Annotated in this window: 14 protein-coding genes and 4 pseudogenes; 8 read left to right on the top strand and 10 right to left on the bottom strand. The window is 56.4% G+C overall.

The window, feature by feature from the left end; all coding sequences use genetic code 11:
• Window positions 1–2: 2 nt before the first annotated feature.
• The 3 genes and pseudogenes from JNO11_RS01800 to lptF form a co-directional block, all read right to left on the bottom strand.
• On the bottom strand, window positions 3–320 hold the full coding sequence (locus JNO11_RS01800) for a hypothetical protein (RefSeq protein WP_325176858.1): 318 nt from the start codon (window positions 318–320) through the stop codon (window positions 3–5).
• Between the two features lie 5 nt (window positions 321–325).
• A pseudogene (lptG, locus tag JNO11_RS01795) lies at window positions 326–1403 on the bottom strand (LPS export ABC transporter permease LptG).
• Window positions 1403–2503, bottom strand: coding sequence for an LPS export ABC transporter permease LptF (gene lptF / locus JNO11_RS01790; protein WP_010251651.1), 1101 nt, complete (start codon window positions 2501–2503; stop codon window positions 1403–1405). Before lptF ends, lptG begins: the two are co-directional and overlap by 1 nt.
• A 269-nt stretch (window positions 2504–2772) precedes the next feature.
• On the opposite strand from lptF, the pseudogene pepA reads away from it, so the two are divergent.
• The 4 genes and pseudogenes from pepA to JNO11_RS01770 all read left to right on the top strand — a co-directional run bounded on the left by pepA (window position 2773) and on the right by JNO11_RS01770 (window position 8260).
• Window positions 2773–4285 (top strand): annotated as a pseudogene (pepA, locus tag JNO11_RS01785) (leucyl aminopeptidase).
• Window positions 4286–4350: 65 nt separating this feature from the next.
• The gene (locus tag JNO11_RS01780; protein WP_010251657.1) at window positions 4351–4809 is read left to right on the top strand and encodes a DNA polymerase III subunit chi; all 459 of its coding nucleotides are present in this window, start codon (window positions 4351–4353) and stop codon (window positions 4807–4809) included.
• 5 nt (window positions 4810–4814) lie between these two features.
• Window positions 4815–7670: a valine--tRNA ligase gene (locus tag JNO11_RS01775; protein WP_010671782.1), complete on the top strand. Its 2856-nt coding sequence runs from the start codon at window positions 4815–4817 to the stop codon at window positions 7668–7670.
• An 80-nt stretch (window positions 7671–7750) separates the two neighbouring features.
• Window positions 7751–8260 carry a GNAT family N-acetyltransferase gene (locus tag JNO11_RS01770; RefSeq protein WP_010251663.1) on the top strand — a complete coding sequence of 170 codons (510 nt, stop codon included), beginning with the start codon at window positions 7751–7753 and terminating at the stop codon, window positions 8258–8260.
• On the opposite strand, the gene JNO11_RS01765 is transcribed toward JNO11_RS01770, so the two are convergent.
• From JNO11_RS01765 to rraB, 5 genes are all read right to left on the bottom strand, one after another.
• On the bottom strand, window positions 8255–9040 hold the full coding sequence (locus JNO11_RS01765) for a histidine phosphatase family protein (RefSeq protein ID WP_033770889.1): 786 nt from the start codon (window positions 9038–9040) through the stop codon (window positions 8255–8257). The two genes, JNO11_RS01770 and JNO11_RS01765, sit on opposite strands and share 6 nt — an antisense overlap.
• 116 nt (window positions 9041–9156) lie before the next feature.
• Window positions 9157–10080: a hypothetical protein gene (locus tag JNO11_RS01760; protein WP_325176857.1), complete on the bottom strand. Its 924-nt coding sequence runs from the start codon at window positions 10078–10080 to the stop codon at window positions 9157–9159.
• The gene (locus tag JNO11_RS01755; protein ID WP_325176856.1) at window positions 10028–10381 is read right to left on the bottom strand and encodes an OprD family outer membrane porin; all 354 of its coding nucleotides are present in this window, start codon (window positions 10379–10381) and stop codon (window positions 10028–10030) included. The genes JNO11_RS01760 and JNO11_RS01755 overlap by 53 nt, the downstream gene beginning before the upstream one ends.
• A gap of 370 nt (window positions 10382–10751) precedes the next feature.
• Window positions 10752–11513 (bottom strand): tRNA isopentenyl-2-thiomethyl-A-37 hydroxylase MiaE, encoded by a 762-nt coding sequence (gene miaE / locus JNO11_RS01750; protein ID WP_325176855.1) that lies wholly within the window; start codon window positions 11511–11513, stop codon window positions 10752–10754.
• A 54-nt stretch (window positions 11514–11567) separates the two neighbouring features.
• The gene (gene rraB, locus JNO11_RS01745) at window positions 11568–11984 is read right to left on the bottom strand and encodes a ribonuclease E inhibitor RraB (protein ID WP_010251675.1); all 417 of its coding nucleotides are present in this window, start codon (window positions 11982–11984) and stop codon (window positions 11568–11570) included.
• 160 nt (window positions 11985–12144) lie between these two features.
• Between rraB and argF the strand changes: the two genes are divergently transcribed.
• From argF to ridA, 4 genes and pseudogenes are all read left to right on the top strand, one after another.
• Window positions 12145–13152, top strand: a complete 1008-nt coding sequence (gene argF / locus JNO11_RS01740; RefSeq protein ID WP_033780487.1) for an ornithine carbamoyltransferase — start codon at window positions 12145–12147, stop codon at window positions 13150–13152.
• Window positions 13153–13466: 314 nt separating this feature from the next.
• Window positions 13467–14403 (top strand): annotated as a pseudogene (gene pyrB, locus JNO11_RS01735) (aspartate carbamoyltransferase).
• A gap of 13 nt (window positions 14404–14416) precedes the next feature.
• The gene (gene pyrI, locus JNO11_RS01730; RefSeq protein WP_325176854.1) at window positions 14417–14932 is read left to right on the top strand and encodes an aspartate carbamoyltransferase regulatory subunit; all 516 of its coding nucleotides are present in this window, start codon (window positions 14417–14419) and stop codon (window positions 14930–14932) included.
• A gap of 22 nt (window positions 14933–14954) precedes the next feature.
• Entirely contained in the window at window positions 14955–15341 is a 387-nt protein-coding gene (ridA, locus tag JNO11_RS01725; RefSeq protein WP_033780485.1) for a 2-iminobutanoate/2-iminopropanoate deaminase, read from the top strand.
• 76 nt (window positions 15342–15417) lie between these two features.
• Here ridA and lplT read toward each other — a convergent pair whose 3' ends face one another.
• Both lplT and aas read right to left on the bottom strand, forming a co-directional pair.
• Window positions 15418–16608, bottom strand: coding sequence for a lysophospholipid transporter LplT (gene lplT, locus JNO11_RS01720; protein WP_010251689.1), 1191 nt, complete (start codon window positions 16606–16608; stop codon window positions 15418–15420).
• Window positions 16605–18756: pseudogene (gene aas / locus JNO11_RS01715) on the bottom strand (bifunctional acyl-ACP--phospholipid O-acyltransferase/long-chain-fatty-acid--ACP ligase). Before aas ends, lplT begins: the two are co-directional and overlap by 4 nt.
• Between the last annotated feature and the right edge of the window lie 38 nt (window positions 18757–18794).

Below are 18794 nucleotides of genomic sequence, written 5' to 3'. Positions count from 1 at the left end.
CATCAGCGCAGAATAAAGCCGCTGAAACCGTTACTCCCGGACGGCTGCCAAACGTAAAGCGATTGAAGCCTGCCCTGAATAACACAAGCGGGATAGCCTGAAGCCGCTCCCAGTCGCTGGAACCGCCTCTTCCAGACGGATACCAAACGTAAAGCGATGGGAGCATACGCCTGTAGCAAAGCATCGCGGGCCAGGGATGGCCCGCGCTGAGCCGCCACGGATGGCGCTTTTGCGTCTTTGTGGAAGGCGTATGCTCCCTGAGCCTTCACTTTAAAAACAAAAAAGGCCGCTTGCGCGGCCTTTTCTTTTACTGCATTCATTGCGCTTAGCGCCGCTTAATCAACATAAACATACTGATAGCGAAGAACGCAAAACTCGGCAGAATCGCCCCCCAGAATCGGCGGCAGACCGTAAACCAGACTCAGCGGACCGAAAATCTGGTCCAGCACGTAGAACAGGAAACCAAAGCTGATACCGGTTACCACACGCACACCCATCGACACGCTACGCAGCGGACCAAAGATAAACGACAGCGCCATCAGCATCATCACCGCCACCGACAGCGGCTGGAAGATTTTGCTCCACATATTCAACTGATAACGTCCCGATTCCTGGCCGCTCTGCTTCAGATATTTGCTGTAGCTATGCAGACCGCGAATCGATAACGCGTCAGGATCCAGCGCAACCACACCCAGCTTGTCCGGCGTCAGATTGGTTTTCCACTCGCCACTCAGACTCTGTGAACCGGTAATCTGCTTAGGATCGGTCAGGTTAGACTCATCAACCTGCGACAGTATCCAGCGCTTCTTAGCCGCATCCCAGGTCGCCGTCGCCGCGTAACGCACACTCTGCAGACGACGCTGATCGTTAAAGCTGTAGATGCTCACGCCATCAATTTCGTTGTCGCCTTTAATGCGCTCGATAAAGATAAAGCTATTGCCATCTTTCGCCCACAGACCGTTCTGCGTCGAGACCAGTGCGCCACCGTAAAGCTGCTGCGCCCGGTAGTTACGCGCCATCTGCTCGCCCGAGGGCGCAACAAACTCACCTATCGCCATGGTCAGCAACACCAGCGGAATCGCCGTTTTCATCACTGACAGCGCAACCTGCATGCGGGTAAAGCCCGCCGCCTGCATCACCACCAGTTCACTGCGCTGCGCCAGCGCACCCAGTCCCAGCAGTGCGCCCAACAGGGCCGCCATCGGGAAAAAGATCTCAATATCTTTGGGTACGCTAAGAAGCGTGTAGTAACCGGCGCTCAGCGCGTTGTAGCTGCCCTGGCCGGTCTTGCGCAGCTGATCGACGAACTTGATGATGCCGGAAAGCGACACCAGCATGAACAGCGTCAGCATAATGGTATTGAAAATGGTTTTACCGATATAGCGGTCAAGTACGCGAAACATCAGACCGACCCTCCGCGGGTAAAGCGGGCGCGAATCCGACGCATCGGCACCGTATCCCACAGGTTAAGGAGCACCGCCAGCACCAGATAGCTGATATTCACCACCCACATCCAGAGCGCCGGATCGAGCCGCCCTTTCGCGCCGCTCGACTTCAGCGAGCTCTGCAACAGGAAGAAAATCAGATAGAGCATCATGGCGGGCAGCATCGACAGCACGCGCCCCTGGCGTGGGTTCACCACGCTGAGCGGCACCACCATCAGCGCCATCACCAGCACCGAGAACACCAGCGTCAGACGCCAGTGCAGCTCGGCCTGAAACTCAGGTGTCTTATTCGCGAACAGGTCGGTCAGGCTTGCCTGTTCTGCATCGTTAGGATCGAGCGTTGCCGCTTTATAGCCTACGATGGCCTGATAATTGGTGAAGTCGGTGATACGGAAATCACGCAGCAGTGCGGTGCCCTCAAAACGGGTGCCTTTATCCAGCGTCACCACCTGCGAGCCATCTTTATGCTGCTCCATGTGACCGCTGTCAGCCAGCACCACCGATGGTCGCGCGTTGCCCTTTGGCCGTAACTGCGCCAGGAACACGTTACCAAAGTTGTTGCCCTTCACATCCTCGACAAACAGCACGGCGCTGCCGTCGCTGGAGGTCTGGAACTGTCCGGCGGCCATTGCTGCCGCACCCGGGTTCGCTTTGGCGTTCTGCGTCACCTCATCCTGATAGCGGGATGACCACGGCCCCAGCCAGATGACGTTTACTGCCGCCACTATCGAGGTAAACAGCATCAGCACCATCGCCGCTTTCACCAGGACGGCCTTACTCAGGCCGCAGGCGTGCATCACGGTAATTTCACTTTCCGTGTAGAGCCGCCCCAGCGTCATCAGGATCGCCAGAAACAGACTTAAGGGCAGTATAAGTTGTGCCATTTGAGGCACACCGAGTCCTAACAAGGTCAGAACGAGGTTTGTCGGCACTTCGCCATCCACCGCGGCACCCAGGATCCTGACTAACTTCTGACAAAAGAAGATGAGTAGCAGGATAAACAGGATAGCCAGCTGGCTTTTGAGCGTTTCCCGAACCAGATATCTAATGATGATCACGCTTAGTACGCCTGTGAAAACTTGTCTTTTTTGCAGGAAAATCGCTAGTTTCAACGCTTATCAGCCATTTTTCTTCATCAATGGCCGTCGCCGTAGCTAAATTTGTATGAAAAACGCGTCCGGGTGGTGAAAAAACAACATCTTGTCACCCTGATTCATTATGACCTCCAGCAGCAGAATGTCATGCTGCGACGATGAATAAATGGGTCATGAGCGCGCTACATTCTAGCGGCAGCAGCGGCCGTTGTCTTTAAGATTCAGGAGAGTGCATGGAGTTCAGTGTAAAAAAGCGGAAGCCCGGAAAAACAGCGCAGTGCCTGCATTGTCGTTGGCGTTTTCGAACCGCGTCGTCTGTCACCGATTGCCGAGCAGCTGGATAAAATCAGCGACGGCTACATCAGCGCCCTGCTGCGCCGCGGCGAGCTGGAAGGAAAAGTGGGCCAGACACTGCTGCTGCATCATGTGCCAAATATCCTGTCCGAGCGTATTCTGCTGATTGGCTGCGGTAAAGAGCGTGAGCTGGATGAACGCCAGTACAAGCAGGTCATTCAGAAAACCATTAACACGCTCAACGACACCGGCTCAATGGAAGCGGTCTGCTTCCTGACCGAGCTGCATGTCAAAGGCCGCAACACCTACTGGAAAGTGCGTCAGGCAGTAGAGACCTCCAAAGAGGCGCTCTACAACTTTGACCAGCTGAAAAGTAACAAAGCAGAGCCACGTCGTCCGCTGCGCAAGCTGGTCTTTAACGTGCCGACCCGCCGTGAACTGACCAGCGGCGAACGGGCGATCCAGCATGGATTAGCGGTCGCTGCCGGTATGAAAGCGGCTAAAGATCTCGGCAACATGCCACCTAATATCTGTAACGCCGCCTATCTGGCGTCACAGGCGCGTCAGCTGGCGGATGCCTTCAGCAAAAATGTCACCACCCGCGTCATTGGCGAACAGCAGATGAAAGAGCTGGGCATGAACGCCTATCTCGCTGTCGGGGCCGGTTCGCAAAACGAATCGCTGATGTCGGTAATTGAATACAAAGGCAATCCGGATGCGGAAGCACGTCCGATTGTGCTGGTGGGTAAAGGGCTGACCTTTGACTCCGGCGGCATCTCCATCAAGCCTGCCGACAGCATGGACGAAATGAAGTATGACATGTGCGGCGCGGCCGCCGTCTATGGCGTGATGCGTATGGTGGCAGAGCTGAATCTGCCGCTGAACGTGGTTGGCGTGCTGGCGGGCTGTGAAAACATGCCGGATGGCCGATCGATGCGTCCGGGCGACGTGCTGACCACCATGTCTGGCCAGACGGTTGAGGTGCTGAACACCGATGCCGAAGGCCGCCTGGTCCTGTGCGATGCGCTGACCTATGTTGAACGTTTCGATCCGGAAGTGGTGATTGACGTCGCGACGCTGACCGGTGCCTGCGTGATTGCGCTGGGTCATCACATCAGTGGCCTGCTGTCGAACCACAATCCGCTGGCGCATGAGCTGATCAGCGCCTCGGAGCAGTCAGGCGATCGCGCCTGGCGTCTGCCGATGGCGGATGAGTTCCAGGAGCAGCTGGAGTCCAACTTTGCCGATATGGCGAACATTGGTGGACGTCCCGGCGGCGCGATTACCGCCGCCTGCTTCCTGGCACGCTTTGCCCGCAAATATAACTGGGCACACCTGGATATCGCCGGTACCGCCTGGCGCTCCGGCAAGGCCAAAGGCGCCACCGGACGTCCGGTGCCGATGCTGTCGCAATTTCTGTTGAATCGGGCAGGATTGAACGGCGACGATTAAGCGCCCTCTTTTCTGACAGCAAGGGCGGATATCATTCCGCCCTTGATCTTCTGATGAGCAAACCGATGAAAAACGCAACCTTCTACGTGCTGGAAACCGATGCAACGAGCGATGGCCTTAGCGCCGTTGAAGCGCTGGTGTGCAATCTGGCGGAAACACGCTGGCGGGCCGGAAAGCGGGTGTTGATCGCCTGCGAAGATGAACAGCAAGCCATTCGTCTCGACGAAGCGCTGTGGCAACGACCGGCAAACGCCTTCGTGCCGCATAACCTGGCGGGTGAAGGCCCGCGCTACGGTGCGCCGGTTGAGCTGGCCTGGCCACAGCGTCGCGGCAGTTCACCGCGTGACCTGCTGATTAGCCTGCTGCCCCACTTCGCAGATTTTGCTACTGCTTTCCATGAAGTGATAGACTTCGTTCCTTACGAAGACACGCTCAAACAACTGGCGCGCGACCGCTATAAAGCGTATCGCAGCGTTGGATTCCAATTGAATACGGCAGCGCCACCACAGCCGCAAACGACATAGCAGAAATGGAAAAGACATATAACCCGCAAGATATCGAGCAGCCGCTTTACGAGCATTGGGAAAAGCAGGGCTACTTCAAACCGAATGGCGATACCAGCCAGGAAAGCTTTTGCATCATGATCCCGCCGCCGAACGTCACCGGTAGCTTGCACATGGGTCACGCCTTCCAGCAAACCATCATGGACACCATGATCCGTTACCAGCGCATGCAGGGGAAAAATACCCTGTGGCAGGCGGGTACGGACCACGCGGGCATCGCCACGCAGATGGTGGTTGAGCGCAAAATTGCGGCTGAAGAGGGCAAGACGCGCCAGGACTATGGCCGTGATGCGTTCATCGACAAAATCTGGCAGTGGAAAGCAGAATCCGGCGGCACCATTACCCGCCAGATGCGCCGTCTGGGCAACTCCGTCGACTGGGAGCGCGAGCGCTTCACCATGGACGACGGCCTTTCCAACGCCGTGAAAGAGGTGTTTGTTCGCCTCTATAAAGAGAACCTGATCTACCGTGGCAAACGCCTGGTGAACTGGGATCCAAAACTGCGTACCGCAATCTCCGACCTGGAAGTGGAAAACCGCGAGAGCAAAGGCTCGATGTGGCATATCCGCTATCCACTGGCTGACGGCGCAAAAACCGCCGACGGCAAAGATTATCTGGTGGTCGCCACCACGCGTCCGGAAACCCTGCTGGGCGATACCGGCGTCGCCGTTAACCCGGAAGATCCACGTTACAAAGATCTGATCGGCAAATTTGTGATGCTGCCGCTGGTTGGCCGTCTTATCCCTATCGTTGGCGACGAACATGCCGACATGGAAAAAGGCACCGGCTGCGTCAAGATCACCCCGGCGCATGACTTCAACGACTACGAAGTCGGCCGTCGTCACAAACTGCCGATGATCAACATCCTGACCTTCGACGGCGATATCCGCGACCGTGCTCAGGTGTATGACACCAATGGCGAAGCCAGCGATGCCTGTTCCGATGAGATCCCGGCGGCTTTCCAGAACATGGAACGCTTCGCGGCGCGCAAAGCGATTGTTGCCGCTGTCGATGAACTCGGCCTGCTTGAAGAGATCAAACCTCACGATCTGACCGTGCCTTACGGCGACCGTGGCGGCGTGGTTATCGAGCCGATGCTGACTGATCAATGGTATGTGCGTACCGCACCGCTGGCGAAAGTCGCGGTTGAAGCCGTTGAAAACGGCGACATCCAGTTTGTACCGAAGCAGTACGAAAACATGTACTTCTCCTGGATGCGCGATATTCAGGACTGGTGTATCTCCCGTCAGCTCTGGTGGGGTCACCGCATCCCGGCGTGGTATGACGACAACGGTAACGTCTACGTCGGCCGCACCGAAGACGAAGTGCGGGCTGAGAACAACCTGGCCGCCGACGTCGCGCTGCGTCAGGATGATGACGTGCTGGATACCTGGTTCTCCTCAGGTCTGTGGACCTTCTCCACCCTGGGCTGGCCGGAAAACACCGAAGCGCTGCGTACTTTCCATCCGACCAGCGTGCTGGTCAGCGGCTTCGACATCATCTTCTTCTGGATTGCCCGCATGATCATGCTGACCATGCACTTCATCAAAGATGAAAACGGCAAACCACAGGTACCGTTTAAAACCGTCTACATGACCGGTCTGATCCGTGATGAAGAAGGTCAGAAGATGTCGAAATCCAAGGGCAACGTGATTGACCCGCTGGATATGGTCGACGGCATTTCACTGGAAGCACTGCTGGAAAAACGCACCGGCAACATGATGCAGCCACAGCTGGCGGAGAAAATCCGCAAACGTACCGAGAAGCAGTTCCCGGACGGCATCGAGCCATCAGGCACCGATGCGCTGCGTTTCACCCTGGCGGCGCTGGCCTCTACCGGTCGCGACATCAACTGGGACATGAAGCGCCTGGAAGGCTATCGCAACTTCTGTAACAAGCTGTGGAACGCCAGCCGCTTTGTGCTGATGAACACCGAAGAGCAGGATTGCGGACAGAATGGCGGCGAAATGACGCTGTCGCTGGCAGATCGCTGGATCCTGACCGAGTTCAACAACACGGTGAAAGCGTACCGTGAAGCGCTGGATAGCTACCGTTTCGATATCGCGGCTAACCTGCTGTATGACTTCACCTGGAACCAGTTCTGCGACTGGTATCTGGAGCTGACCAAGCCGGTCATGAACAGCGGCAGTGAATCTGAACTGCGTGGCACCCGTCATACGCTGGTTCACGTGCTGGAAGCGCTGCTGCGTCTGGCGCATCCGATCATTCCGTTTATCACTGAAACCATCTGGCAGCGCGTGAAGGGGCTGAAAAATATCAGCGACGACACCATCATGCTGCAGCCTTTCCCGCAGTACGATGCGGCGAAAGAAGATGCCGAAGCGAAAGCGGACATTGAGTGGATGAAACAGGCGATCGTGGCGGTGCGTAATATCCGTGCCGAGATGAACATCGCACTGAGCAAGCCGCTGGATGTGCTGCTGCGTGACTGCTCGCCTGCGGCGCTGCGTCGCGTTGAAGCCAACCGCAACTTCCTGTCGCGCCTGGCGCGTCTGGAAAGCCTGACCATTCTGCCTGCGGGCGAGAAAGGTCCGGTGTCGGTGACCAAACTGGTTGAAGGCGCAGAGCTGTTGATCCCGATGGCGGATCTGGTGGATAAAACCGCTGAGCTGGAGCGTCTGGCGAAAGAGCTGGTTAAGCTGGATGTGGAAATCGAGAAGATCGAGACCAAGCTGGCGAACGAAGGCTTTGTTTCGCGCGCCCCGGAAGCGGTGGTGGCGAAAGAGCGCGAACGCGTAGCGGACCTGCAACAATCAAAAGCAAAACTGATTGAACAGCAGGCGGTCATTGCGGCATTGTAAGCGTCTTAGCTGACAGCTTATTCATAAAGCCGGGCTTGCCCGGCTTTTTTTATTGACCTCGTACAAATCCGGAAGAGATGATGACGACCAGCGCCACCCCGCTTATTGACCTCCAGGTGCGGCCGATTACTGCCGCCGATAATCCGCATATCGCCCAGGTGATCCGCGACGTTTCCGCGGAGTTCGGCCTGACGGCTGACAAAGGCTACACCGTTTCCGATCCGCAACTCGACCAGCTGTTTGAGCTTTACAGTGCCGAACAGAGCGCCTACTGGATTGTTGAGTATCAGGGCAAGGTGGTCGGCGGCGGCGGTGTTGCGCCGCTCGCCTGCAGCGCGCCCGATATCTGCGAACTGCAAAAGATGTACTTTCTGCCAGAGGTACGCGGTCAGGGTCTGGCTCGCGAACTGGCATTGCGGGCGATAGAACATGCACGCAGCCACGGCTTCCGTCGCTGCTATCTGGAAACCACCGCCAGCCTGACGCGGGCCATTAAACTTTATGAGTCACTCGGCTTCGAGCATATCGACAGCGCGATGGGCTGCACCGGCCATGTCGACTGCGAAGTGCGTATGTTGCGGAAGTTATAAGCCGCGCTCTACGTAACTCATATCGTTGATGGATTCAATCACGAACTCTCCGCTGTCGGTATAGCGCAGCCGGGTCACGCTCGCATTGTCCAGCGTCTGGTTTAACGACGTATCGCCAAGCGCCTGCAGTAGCGCTGTAATCGCCAGGCCATGCGTGACCACCAGAACGTTACCGCCGCCCTGCTGCCGGGCCTGCTGCGCTATCTCAGTCAGGCTATCGACCATTCGCTTCGCAACCTGCTGATAGCTTTCGGCCATGCCTGCTGATTTAATGCCTTTCAGTGCCGGCGTGCCTGACGCTTCCGCCTGCCGGATAGCGTCTATGATCCTGTCGACATGAACCTTGCCTTTGCCATAGGCCTCCATTAGCGCCGTGTCGGATGCAAATCCCAACTGATGGGCGGCATCGTTCAACATATTATTATTCAGATCGCCCTCATACAGGCCAAAGCCCACTTCCCGCAATTCCCGGCGTTCGTTCAGCGGCAGCGGCGTTTTCCATGCCTGCATCACAAGCTGCGCGGTTTCTCTCGCTCTGCCAGCATCGCTGGACCAGACGGCGATAAACGGGATCGTCTGCAGACCGCGTCCCAGCTTTTGCGCCACCTCCACGCCCGCTGGCGTTAACGGAGTATCTGCCCATCCCTGCGCGCGATGCACCGTGTTGAACATCGTTTTACCGTGCCGCGTAACGTAGAGAGTGACATCGGCGGCAAGGGCTTCGCCTGCGACAGCCCCAACCACAATAAGAATCAGCAACGCTTTAACTATTCTCTTCATCGTATTTTCCTTATCTGAACAGGTTTAATTTATACTCAACCGCGATCTCGGCAGAAAGGCTGGGAGAACGCATATATTTTCCTTGCGCATTAAAAACCGGGGTTTCTTTATTATTCTTATATGACCAGCCATAACCGAATAGCGTAAAGACCGATAAATCCTTCAGGACCGGATGGGGTTCGATGAAGCGGTTTATGAGCGCAACTTCCCCCCGAACGTATACGCGTATTACGATAATTAAACTGTCCATAGTTAATCTGAAATCCGCTAAAAATGCCTTTTGAAATTTCAAATTCCGTCTGCGACACCAGCGCCAGTTCTTTATCACGGGTATAATCTTTTCCGGCAGAGGTCAGGGCGTTGAAACGCCCACGGGTATTTTTTGTCAGCGGGCGCACATAATATCCCACCGCATTATGTTTGGGCGCCGAAGTCCAGGCGGCAGCGAATTTCTGTGTCCATCTGTCGTTAATCCAGTCTGCTTCACCGACATAGTGCCACGCGTGGTTATCGAACGATCTTTTGCTGGCCGCCATGCTTTTATAATTTTCCAGCCCCTGACTGCCATAAATTTGAGAGGACAAGCGCCAGTTCGGCGAGAGCGAGTAATTCGCTTCGATAACATGACGCCGCTGGTAGGCTTCCGCTTCGCCAAATGCGTAGGCGAGACGTCCGCGATCACCGGTATAGCTCAGTGCACCGGTATAGATCGCATTAATTTTTCGTCGGTCCTGGGTTTGCAGGGCAAGACTCTCCGGCGAGTCGTGGCGAAGCGTTTTGGTCACGTAAGCCAAATCCAGCCGTATCTTCTGCACGTTCAGCGCGCCGCTATAGCCTGAGTAACTGTTGCGTGACAAGCGGTCCGTGGTGGTCAGCACGCCGATGTTTTTTAACTCCTGCCAGCCCGCTTTTCCTTTAAATCCCGCATTCGCGTCCCCCAACTTCACTTTCAGATAGCGTTCACCAAACTTGCTGAAGCCGTGCGCGTCAGCTTTTTTGCCGATGACCGCCGCTGTCGTAAAGCAGGCCGCGCGTGGCAAAGTAGTCGCTGGCTCCCAGCCTGATCGCTCGGGTATAGGTTGCATCGAAACCCAGCCAGTCCCACTGATAGCCGGAAAGAAAATTCAGGCTTGCCGCCTGTCCCCAGGCATTATGAACGGTGGCAGGCTGCGCTTCATTTTCCTTGAGATACTTCCAGTGATTACGCAGTCTGAGATCGAGTTGCGAATCACGCAGGAAAGCATTGTCAGAGAACGATAATGCGTCAGAAAAGTCAGCCCATGCGCCAGGTGGCTGCAAAAACAGTAAAATAAATAACGGAATACCTCGCTTTCCCCTCATGTTAATGACTCCTTCCATTAAATGCTTATTAGCAAAACTGGACGCCAAAAAAAAGTCGCTGATTCTTTTCCCCGGCTATAGCCGGTGCAAAAAAAAACCTGATTCACAACCCTCTCTGGCAAAGAGGTGTTATGAATCAGGTTTTGCTTGAAAAATAACAATCCTAATCCGGCAAGAGCACTATAGTTATTCCGCAAAGAAAAAACAGAAGAGATAAAGTATTTTGTGAGGGGTCACTCAAATTATATTTAGCGGAAGTAACGCGTTCACATTAGATTAATGGTTAATATTTATATTTTTATTATTAATAAAATCAACCCGGTTCAATATAAAAAATAAACGGCCATCGTAAGATCGCCGTTTACTCTTTTCAGAACGCCGGTACGCCGCTGTGAAAGCGTAATTCGTTGTCGGGTTCGCTAATTAACCGCCCTTCTGTTGCCCCAATCACCTGCACCCGCGGCGTGATGTCTCTGGTGGCAATCTGCGCCGCCAGGGTTAAATAGTCCTGATAATGCCGCGCCTCTGAGCGCAACAGCGACAGATAGAACTTCGCCAGTTCGTCATCAAGATAAAGAGCCAGACTGGCGAAACGTTCGCAGGAGCGCGCCTCGATGTAAGCGCCGCATATCAGCTTATCCACCAGCGTTTCCGGTTCATGGGTGGTGACTTCGCGCAGCAGCGATTTGGCATAGCGGCTGGAGGTAATCTTCTGATAGACCAGCCCGCGAGACTGCATAATTTCCCACACCTGATAGAAGTGATGCAGCTCCTCTTTAATCAGCAGCACCATCTTCTCCACCAGCTCATCCGCCCACGGCAGCGCATTGCGCACGATGATACGTTTTGTCAGGTTCTTATGGGCGTTGATAAAGTCGCTGTCGCCATCTTCGCGGAAGATAAAATCTTCATAGGGTTTCAGCCATGCCAGAATGGCGTCGCCGCTGGGTTTGTCGGCAACATATTTACGGATCAACCACACCGCGGTCTGTGCGGCTTTCAGTTCGCACACCAGATGGTCGGTTAACAGCAGGGTCAGATTTTCCGGCTTGCGCGCCTCATCAATCCAGGCCTGTGGCGTGCGGCAGTGCAGAAACTGATAGATCGGTTCAAGTAAGGGTGCGTAGTTCATGATGTTAAAACAGGTGGCAGGGGTGACAGGCGGAGAACTCTCCGCCCCGGCTACTTAGTGGCGAATACCATCATCATCTTCATCTTCGATGGCGTCGTCATCTTCATCTTCGGCATCGGGATCTTCAAAATAGGTACCCCAGCCGTCGTAATCGACGTTGTACTTACCAATCAGGTTCACCAGCTGCTCAACCTGCACATCGATCAGTTCAGGCTTCAGGGCGGATTCGCTGATGATGTCGACGCACATCACGGTGGTGCCATCTTCCAGCTCCAGCTCTTCCGGCTCGGTCACTTCATAACCCAGCTTGAACGCATCAACGGCCGCTTTTTCCAGCGAATCAAAATTATTGCATGAGAGATGGTGCTCGATGGTATAGAGCGCATCAGGATCGCTGCCATCCTCCAGCAGCTCTTCGATAATCTGCCGCGTCTCTTCCTGCTGCTCTTCCAGTAATGCTTCATATGCCATGACGATATCCTCTCTGAGTTCGGCAATAATCAATTATTTTCCCATACTGCCCGTCGCGCCACTACACAAAACGAAAAGTTTATTAGCCCCGCACTTGAAAATGCATATTCATACGGTTAGATTGAATTTTAATTCACTTTAATGATTACCGGAGTGTTGTATGAGTCAGCTGTATCAGCGCCATTTCCTCAGGCTTCTGGATTTTACGCCCGCCGAAATTGATCATCTGCTTACCCTTTCCGCTGAATTGAAACGGGCGAAAAAAAGCGCCCAGGAAGTGCAGCATCTGAAAGGTAAAAACATCGCGCTCATCTTCGAAAAAGACTCGACCCGTACCCGATGCTCTTTCGAAGTTGCCGCTTACGATCAGGGTGCAAACGTCACCTATCTTGGGCCGAGTGGCAGCCAGATCGGCCATAAAGAGTCGATGCGCGACACCGCGCGGGTGCTGGGCCGGATGTACGATGGCATTCAGTATCGCGGTTACGGACAGGAACTGGTGGAAACCCTGGCGGAACATGCCGGTGTGCCGGTGTGGAACGGCCTGACCACCGAGTTTCATCCGACCCAGCTGCTGGCCGACCTGCTGACCATGCAGGAGCATCTGCCGGGCAAAAAACTCAGCGAGATGACGCTGGTTTATGTAGGTGATGCGCGCAACAACATGGGCAACACCATGCTGGAAGCCGCCGCACAGGTGGGGCTGGATCTGCGTCTGGTGGCACCGAAGAGCTGCTGGCCAGAAGAGCAACTGGTGGCGCAGTGCCGCGCAGCCGCGCAGCAGACCGGCGGGAAAATTACCCTCACCGAACATATTGCCGACGGCGTGAAAGGCGCTGACTTTATCTACACCGATGTCTGGGTGTCGATGGGCGAAGCCAAAGCGGTGTGGGCCGAGCGTATCGCGCTGCTGCGTGACTATCAGGTGAATCGGGCGATGCTCGATCTGACCGGCAACCCGCAGGTTAAATTCCTGCACTGTCTGCCCGCCTTCCACGACGATCAGACCACGCTGGGACAGCAGATGGCGGAACAGTACGATCTGCCCAACGGCATGGAAGTGAGCAACGAGGTGTTTGAGTCGCCGCACAGCATTGTGTTCGACCAGGCCGAGAACCGGATGCATACGATTAAAGCGGTAATGGTGGCCACGCTGGGCCAGCGCTGACCGACGGATGTGACACGGGCTAATGCTGCCAGGGAGCGCGGATACTTAGCGATTCATCCGCCTGACCTGTCCCGGCCTCCGAGCGGCTAAGCAGGCGCAAACGTTTTCCTCTTGCTGCCCCACCGCGAACGGGTATAATGCGGCCCAATTTGCCGGAGGAAATATGCTACAGCACAGCGGACAATTTGACGCTCAATCACGCCTGACCGCAGGCGGTGCTACTGTTTCTTTCGGTCATCGACCCGATCTTAAAAAAAGCCCCTTAAGCAGGGGCTTTTTTTTGTCCGCAATCCGGCCGCGCAGAGGAGACAGCTATGGCTAACCCGCTATATCGCAAGCACATTATTTCAATCAACGACCTCAGTCGTGAAGAGCTGGAACTGGCGCTACACACCGCCGCGAAGCTTAAAGCCCATCCGCAGCCGGAACTGCTGAAGCACAAGGTTATCGCCAGCTGCTTCTTTGAGGCGTCGACCCGTACCCGCCTGTCGTTTGAAACCGCCATTCATCGCCTCGGCGCGTCAGCGGTGGGCTTTGCTGACGGCAGTAATACGTCGCTGGGCAAAAAAGGGCGAAACCCTGGCCGACACCATTTCAGTGATTAGCACCTACGTCGATGCCATTGTGATGCGTCACCCGCAGGAAGGCGCGGCGCGGCTGGCGACCGAATTCTCCGGTGGCATCCCGATTCTCAACGCCGGTGACGGCGCGAACCAGCATCCGACCCAGACGCTGCTTGATCTCTTCACCATTCAGGAGACGCAGAGCCGTCTTAATCAGCTGAATGTGGCGATGGTCGGCGACCTGAAGTATGGCCGCACCGTCCACTCCCTGACCCAGGCGCTGGCGAAGTTTGACGGCAACCGCTTCTTCTTTATCGCGCCCGATGCGCTGGCGATGCCGGCCTATATCACCGACATGCTGGATGAGAAGAATATCAGCTGGTCACGTCACGACAGCTTTGAAGAGGTGATGCCGCAGCTCGATATCCTCTACATGACGCGGGTGCAGAAAGAGCGGCTCGATCCGTCAGAATATGCCAATGTCAAAGCGCAGTTCATTCTGCGCGCCGCCGATCTCGCTACGGCGCGAGACAATATGAAGGTACTGCACCCGCTGCCGCGCATCGACGAAATCACCACCGATGTCGATAAAACCCCGTATGCCTGGTATTTCCAGCAGGCGGGTAACGGCATCTATGCGCGCCAGGCTCTGCTGGCACTGGTTTTAAACAGCGAACTCGCCCTGTAAGGAGATACCCCCCATGACGCAGGACAACAAACTGCAGGTCGAAGCGATCAAACGCGGCACGGTCATCGACCATATTCCGGCGCAGATCGGCTTTAAATTGCTCTCTCTGTTCCGGCTGACCGAAACCGATCAGCGCATTACTATTGGCCTGAATCTGCCCTCAGGCGAGATGGGCCGCAAAGATCTGATCAAGATTGAGAACACCTTTCTCACCGACGATCAGGTCAATCAGCTGGCGGTCTATGCGCCCCATGCCACGGTCAACCGCATCGACGACTATGAAGTGGTCGCAAAGATCGCCCCGACGCTGCCGGACCACGTTGAACGGGTGCTGACCTGCCCGAACAGCAACTGCATCAGCCGCAGCGAGCCGGTCTTCTCCAGCTTTGCCGTGAAGCAGCGCGCCGACGATGTGCATCTGAAGTGCAAATATTGCGAAAAAAGAGTTCGCCCGCCATGTGGTGCTGGGTCACTGGTAATCGCCCTGCCCGACCTTATAATGGGCAACACCGGCGGCATCGCCGCCTGACGACGTAATCAAAGGAGCAATGATGTCTCGTGAAATCAGTACTGGAAAAGCCCCTGCCGCTATCGGCCCCTATGTTCAGGGTGTCGATCTGGGCAGCATGATCATCACCTCTGGCCAGATCCCGGTGGATCCGGCGACCGGCCAGGTGGCGGATGACGTTGCCGCACAGGCGCGTCAGTCACTGGAAAATGTGAAGGCGATTGTTGAAGCAGCAGGTCTGAAGGTCGGCGACATCGTGAAGACCACGGTGTTCGTAAAAGATTTAAATGACTTCGCCACGGTCAATGCGGCTTATGAGGCGTTTTTCACCGAGCATGAAGCTCACTTCCCGGCGCGTTCCTGTGTCGAAGTGGCGCGTCTGCCAAAAGATGTGAAGATCGAAATCGAAGCGATTGCCCTTCGTCGCTAATCTCCGTTGTTAACATCTATTGTTAACGAGGGCGTCCGCCTCTCTCCGGCTATCCCGGAGAGAGGCGGTGAATCGCTTAACGCTTAGCCGGTCGCCACAGCCACAGCAGCGCTATCGCCAGCGCAAACAGCACGCCAAAACCGACGCCCGTCGCCACCGCAGGGGCACCCGCCTTGATCGCCAGCGTATAGAGCCCCAGCATGATCAGCATGGCGCTGTTCTCACCCAGATTCTGCACCGCAATCGCATTACCTGAACCGACGCTCTCTTTGCCCCGCGCCTGCAACAGCGCATTCAGCGGCACCACAAAGAAACCGCCCAGCGCGCCAATCAGCATCAGCACCAGATAGGCATTCAGCAGAGAATGCTGCAGCGCGAAGACGACGACCATCACACCAATCAGCACACCGGCTGGCATACAGCGACGCACCGTTTCAAGCGTCACCAGCTTCGCCGCCGCCGCCGCCCCAATCACAATCCCGATCGCCACCATGGCATTCAGGGTCGTTGGCGTGGTGTTGTCACTGATGCCCAGCGCCACCGGCACCCACAGCACCAGCAGAAAACGCAGCGTCACGCCTGCGCCCCAGAACAGGCTGGTGCCGAGCAGCGAGAAGCGCGTCTCCGCATCACGCCATAGCAGCGCGGCAGCACTGAAAAAACTGCGTACCATCATACCCAGCTGCCAGCTCTGACCAGGACGCGCCGCCTGCAGTTTCGGGATAAACAGGTTGGCCACCACGGCAATGCCGTAGGTCAGCGCACAGATCCCCAGCGCCGCCAGCAGATGCCAGTCAGCCAGCATCCCACCCGCCACTGAGCCGAGCAGAATGGCGGCGATGGTCGATCCCTCCATCAGCCCGTTGGCTTTCACCAGCTTCTCGCCGTGAGTGATCTCACCGAGGATGCCATATTTAGCCGGAGAGTAAGCGGCTGCGCCCGCGCCCACCAGGGTATAACCGAGGAAGGGGTTGAAGCCGAAGCAGATCACCAGCGCGCCCAGCAGCTTCAGGCTGTTGGCGAGCATCATCACCCGCCCTTTTGCCATGCTGTCCGCGACCTGACCGACAAACGGTGCCAGCAGAATGTAGGCCGCGACAAAGAGCATCTGCAGCACCGGCTGGCTCCAGTCGGGATAGAACTGGCTTTTCAGCACGGCCAGCGTGGCAAACAGCAGCGCGTTATCGCCGAAGGCCGAAAAGAACTGGGCGATAATCACGGCGATCATGCCGCGTGACATCAGCGGCGCATTACGATCAAGGCTCATGCCTGCTCCTCTTCCGCCATTTTTTTCAGCGTGACGTAATCGGGTTTACCGCTGCCCAGCTGCGGCAACTGCTTCATCACCCGGATATCACGCGGCAGCGCCAGTTCTGGCGCACCCAGCTCGCGGGCCGCTTTCTGCAGGTTGTCGCGCGCCAGTTCAGCGTCGGTGGTGAACAGCACCAGTGCCTCACCACGCTGACCATCCGGGCGCAGCGAGGCGGCATGCTGTTTGTCCGGCGACGCTTTCAGGGCGATCTGCTCGACGATCTCCAGCGACACCATCTCACCGGCAATCTTCGCGAAGCGTTTGGCGCGCCCCTGAATCTGGCAGAAACCGCCGTCATCAAAGCTGACGATATCACCCGTGTCATACCAGCCCGCTTCCTGATTGCCTTCACCATCGTCGGCGACCGGCACTTCCAGCACGCCTGGATTCTCAACCCGCAGATACCCTTTCATCACGTTCGGCCCGCGCAGCTGCAGCCGTCCGCCCTGCTCAATGCCCGGCACCGACATCAGCCGCGAATCCATGCCCGGCAGAATGCGTCCGACGGTGTGCGCCTTCGCCGCCATCGGCACGTTAATCGCGACCACTGGCGCGCATTCGGTTACGCCGTAGCCTTCAAGAATGCGAATGCCATACTTCTCCATGTAGAGCTGACGGGTGTTCTCCTGCAGCTTCTCCGCCCCCCGCCACCACATAGCGCAGGCGGGCAAAATCATAGGGCGCGGCAAAGCGCGCGTAGTTGCCGAGGAAGGTCGAGGTGCCAAACAGCACGGTGCAGTTACGGTCATAAACCAGCTCCGGCACGATGCGATAGTGCAGCGGGCTGGGATAGAGGAACACCTGCGCGCCGGTCATCAGCGGCGTAAACAGCCCGACGGTCAGACCAAAGGCATGGAACAGCGGCAGCGCCGACATAAAGCGGTCGCGCGGGGTGAAGTCGGCGATGGTGCGGATCTGTTCAACGTTTGCCAGCAGGCTTTTATGCGAATGCACCACCCCTTTGGGGTTGCCTTCCGAGCCGGAGGTAAACAGTACCATCGCGGCGTCTTCCGGCTGCTGGGGCAGCTGTGCGCGATGCGGCATCAGCAGATGGGCGACGATCCACAGTTTGTCCTTACTGGTCACGGTATCTTTCAGATCTTCCAGATAGATCCACTGCACATCATCGAGCCCCTGTGGCAGATGCCACAGGTTGCCTTTGTCCAGGAACTGGCGCGACGTGAAGACCGTTTTGATCTGCGCGGCGGTCAGTGCCGCCCGCATGCCGTTTACGCCCGCCGTATAGTTGAGCATCGCCGGAACGCGTCCGCGCAGGGATGCCCCGAAAATCGCCGCCGCCGTGACGGTGGTATTGGGCAGCAGCAGTCCTACCACTTCGCGCGGCTGGCTGTAGCGCTCCAGAATACGGCCCACGCCCAGCGCCTTCTTCAACAGTCCGTTGTAGCTGTCGGGTTTGAAATTGACATCTTCGATGCAGCGCTTAAACGCGCCATAACGCGTACGCGCCGCCAGAAACGCCTCAAACAGGGTTTCACGCGGACGCACCGCCATGCGCGCTTCCATCATCACATGATGCAGATGCTCACCGGCCAGCACGCGCCGATCGCGCGCCCGTTTCGCCTCCGGCATCGGAATGCGGGTGGCGGGCAGAATCGTCAGGGTGATGCGCGGGAACAGGCGACGTTTAAACACGCCCGCCAGACGGCCAAACGGCGTGTACTCTGCGCCTTCAATGCGCATCGGCACCACATTCGCGCCCGAACGCGCCGCGACAAAACCCGCCCCGCTGTAGATCTTCATCAGCGAGCCGGTGACGGTAATACGTCCTTCCGGGAAGATCACCACCGGACGGCCACTGTCGATCAGCCTGACCAGCTGTTTGAGCGCCATGGGTTTGGTGGGATCGAGCGGCACATAGTCGATAAAGGGTTTAACCAGCCGCATAAACCAGCTTTCGCTGATGGTCGAATAGACCGCATAGACCGGCTTAATCGGCAAAAATAGCGCCAGCAATATGCCGTCGAGAAACGACATATGGTTCGGCGTGATCAATACCTTCTGCTTATGCAGTTCGGCGACGTCGCCACGCAGTTCGACCCGCCATAACAGGCGAAATATCAGGCGCAATAGTGTGAAAACCATGCCGGCTCCTTAGCATCGTGAAAATAGCCCCTCACGAT

The organism is Pantoea sp. 1B4, from assembly GCF_016925765.1.
Taxonomy (GTDB): Bacteria; Pseudomonadota; Gammaproteobacteria; order Enterobacterales; family Enterobacteriaceae; genus Pantoea; species Pantoea agglomerans.
The sequence above is the reverse complement of the archived record's forward strand: the minus strand, read 5'-3'. Positions and strand labels throughout refer to the sequence as shown.